Source organism: Vibrio sp. 10N.286.46.A8 (assembly GCF_041470165.1).
In the GTDB taxonomy this organism is placed as follows: Bacteria; Pseudomonadota; Gammaproteobacteria; order Enterobacterales; family Vibrionaceae; genus Vibrio; species Vibrio tasmaniensis_A.
This window is the reverse complement of sequence record NZ_JBFRLX010000221.1, coordinates 1-2,729: the sequence shown is the minus strand read 5'-3', so window position 1 is coordinate 2,729 and position 2,729 is coordinate 1. Positions and strand designations below refer to the sequence as shown.

The following is a 2,729-nucleotide window of genomic DNA, read 5'->3' as shown; positions in this document are numbered from 1 at the left end:
GGTCTTCTCATTATCGGAATGAGAGAATATTTAAATGATGAACAAATAAAAAAATTAAATAGATTTAATAAAAACAGCTCAAAAATAAAAGTTCTTACGTTTGATGATTTACTGTTTAACACTAAGCAACTTCAAAATAATATTCGAGCTCGAGTTAAGTTTAATACCTAACAAGGGATTTATTCGCATCAGAGGATAAAATAAATTGCTCAAACATATAGCTGTACTACTGTTGATAATTATTCTGACATTTGGAACTTACCTGTCTAAATTCGGATTTCGAGATGATGCTTCATCTTGGGCAAATTTTGGGTCATTTTCTGGCGGTACTGCTGCTGTATTAATAGCTCTTTATGGTGTCATATATACGATTTGGCAGAATCGGAATGGTAAGTCTAAATATATAATCGAAGATCATATTCGATTAATGAGAACCTATAAATCGGCTCATAGCGGTGGTTATACAAACAAGGGTTATGAGTTTTTAAAATGGCTGTGGCCTAATGCTGTTTCTCAGCTAACCAGAGATGGAAAGCCAACAGTAGATGACATTCTAAGTAACTCGAACTTAAGTGAGATGGCTCAATGGAAACGCAGTATTCTTAAAGTTGAACGCAAGTTAATAGCTCAGTTTGTGAATGAAATGAGTAGAGAAGAGCTGAAGTTAGCATGGTTATATTGCTCAATAGGTGAGCTTCCGAAAGAATATAAAAATGCAATAGAACCCAAATGGTCTGAACTCCCTTTATCAGATAGTGAAAGAAGTCTTTTTGACGCTGTAAAAAGCCTATAAGAAATAAGGATTAAGGCGTTGTTCTGCCTAAAAACATCCACTAAGGTTAACGTTCAAAATAGAGGCGAGCCCTTAACCCTGGGGTGTTATCTCTTAGAATAAGATGGGCATGGTGACGCTTTACTACGGCATCAACCAGAGACAAGCCAAGGCCATTGCCAAATTCCGTTCGACTCTTATCTGCACGGAACATAGGCCGACAAACATTCATCTTGTCTTTATCTGATATCCCGATACCGTTGTCCGCCACCGTGACACCAAAGTAATCAACCACCACTTCAATTTCGCCCTTTTCCGGTGTGTATTTCACTGCATTTTCAACCATGTTGAAGACAGCCCTGAACAGAAGACTTTTATCACCCAATACTTCGCACTCTTGGTCTAGCCGACAAACCAAACTCTGTTGCTTCATTTCAGCTATTGGGCTGATAAACTCGATCGCATCTTGAGCTATTTTCCCGAGATCTACACGCTCTGTGGCGATCAAGGTTTGCCCGCTATTCAGCTTGGTGATCTCTAACATGCTATTGAATAGGGATAGAATGAGTTCCAACTCATCATGGCAAGCCGAGAATTGCTCTTGATGTTCGTCGGTCAATGTTGAATCCGATAATACCTCTTCTAAGCGTAACTTTAGCCGAGCCATAGGAGTGCGCATATCATGAGCCATGCCTACCGTTAACGACTTCAATGACTCTTCATTTTTAGCCATTTGTTCAATCATGAAATTGAGATGAATCGCTAAAATGTCAAATTCATCATCTTGTTTGGAGACGAGGATTTTTACGTTTTTTTCACCACACAGCACTCGATTCATCGCTTGGTTGACTCTTTCTAAACGCTTTAAGATCAGAACCGTAAAAAACAGAGCCGCAATCAGCATGACTGCAATAGGCAGCACGATGCCCGAAAATACAATCGGGATTAGAGTTTTTCGATACTCTTCTACCGCCCGTCTATCAATACCAATCACCAAGCGATGCGTATCTCCAATGCTAATGTTGGCGGTTTCAGACATAAGCGAAACAACAGGATAAGACGTGGTTAGTAAAGGGCTTGTTCGCTCAGAAAGGCGATAGTAAAAATTAGTGTCGGATGTTTGCTTTACGGCAAGTAACCTTTCAACGTCCTCTTTACTTTGATTGGCTGCATAACTGAATTCGGATGACTCATCTTGCAGCTGTCGAATGAGTTGTGCCCGATGGAACGCATCTGAGTCTTTGTATACCTGCCTAATCACGATGACATTAATCACTGTCACCAACACAAACAAACCGACTAGAGTCTTAAATACAGAGGAGCGAGTGAGGGAGTAATCATCGACGAAGGACATAACCTGCCCCTCTCACTGTATGAAGCAAATCAGGGCAACCTGCTTCTTCAAGCTTCCTTCTTAAATTGGCGACATGAACATCAATGACATTGGTTTTCGGGTCAAAGTGGTAGCTCCAAATAGCCTCAAACAAGCGCATTCTTGAAACAACTTGCTCACTGTGCTCAACGAAATACTGAATCAGTTGAAACTCTTTGGGCTGCAATTGGAGATCTTGGTTTTTACACACTACTCTATGAGCGCGTAAATCGATTTCTAAGCAGTCATATATCAAATTTGTCTCAGTAACGGGCTGACGTTTAGTTCTATTGATAATGATGTCTACTCGTGCAACAAGCTCAGCCAGAGCAAAAGGTTTTATCAGATAATCATCACTTCCTGCTTGAAGGCCATTCACGCGATCTTCCACGCTGTCCATGGCACTCAAAATTAATACCGGTAAATTTTCTTCTGTCGCTTTGATTGCAGAGAGAACTTTCATTCCATCCAAATACGGTAACATGCGATCAAGAATCACCAGTTGATACTCGGAGCTTAACGCCATCATTAAGCCTTTTTTGCCATCTTCTGCTTGGTCGACCGCATAACCATGTTCTTCAAGAC

3 protein-coding genes are annotated in these 2,729 nt (G+C 40.6%); 1 reads left to right on the top strand and 2 read right to left on the bottom strand.

Annotation, left to right across the window (positions count from 1 at the left end; translation table 11 throughout):
- Window positions 1-205: 205 nt before the first annotated feature.
- Complete coding sequence (locus AB4232_RS19280; protein ID WP_372087783.1) at window positions 206-793, top strand: hypothetical protein; 588 nt, start codon at window positions 206-208, stop codon at window positions 791-793.
- A 46-nt stretch (window positions 794-839) separates the two neighbouring features.
- On the opposite strand, the gene AB4232_RS19275 is transcribed toward AB4232_RS19280, so the two are convergent.
- Both AB4232_RS19275 and AB4232_RS19270 read right to left on the bottom strand, forming a co-directional pair.
- Window positions 840-2,126, bottom strand: coding sequence for a sensor histidine kinase (locus tag AB4232_RS19275; RefSeq protein ID WP_372087782.1), 1,287 nt, complete (start codon window positions 2,124-2,126; stop codon window positions 840-842).
- The coding region (locus AB4232_RS19270) for a response regulator transcription factor (RefSeq protein ID WP_372087781.1) at window positions 2,110-2,729 on the bottom strand (620 nt) is incomplete at its 5' end. The genes AB4232_RS19275 and AB4232_RS19270, both read right to left, overlap by 17 nt.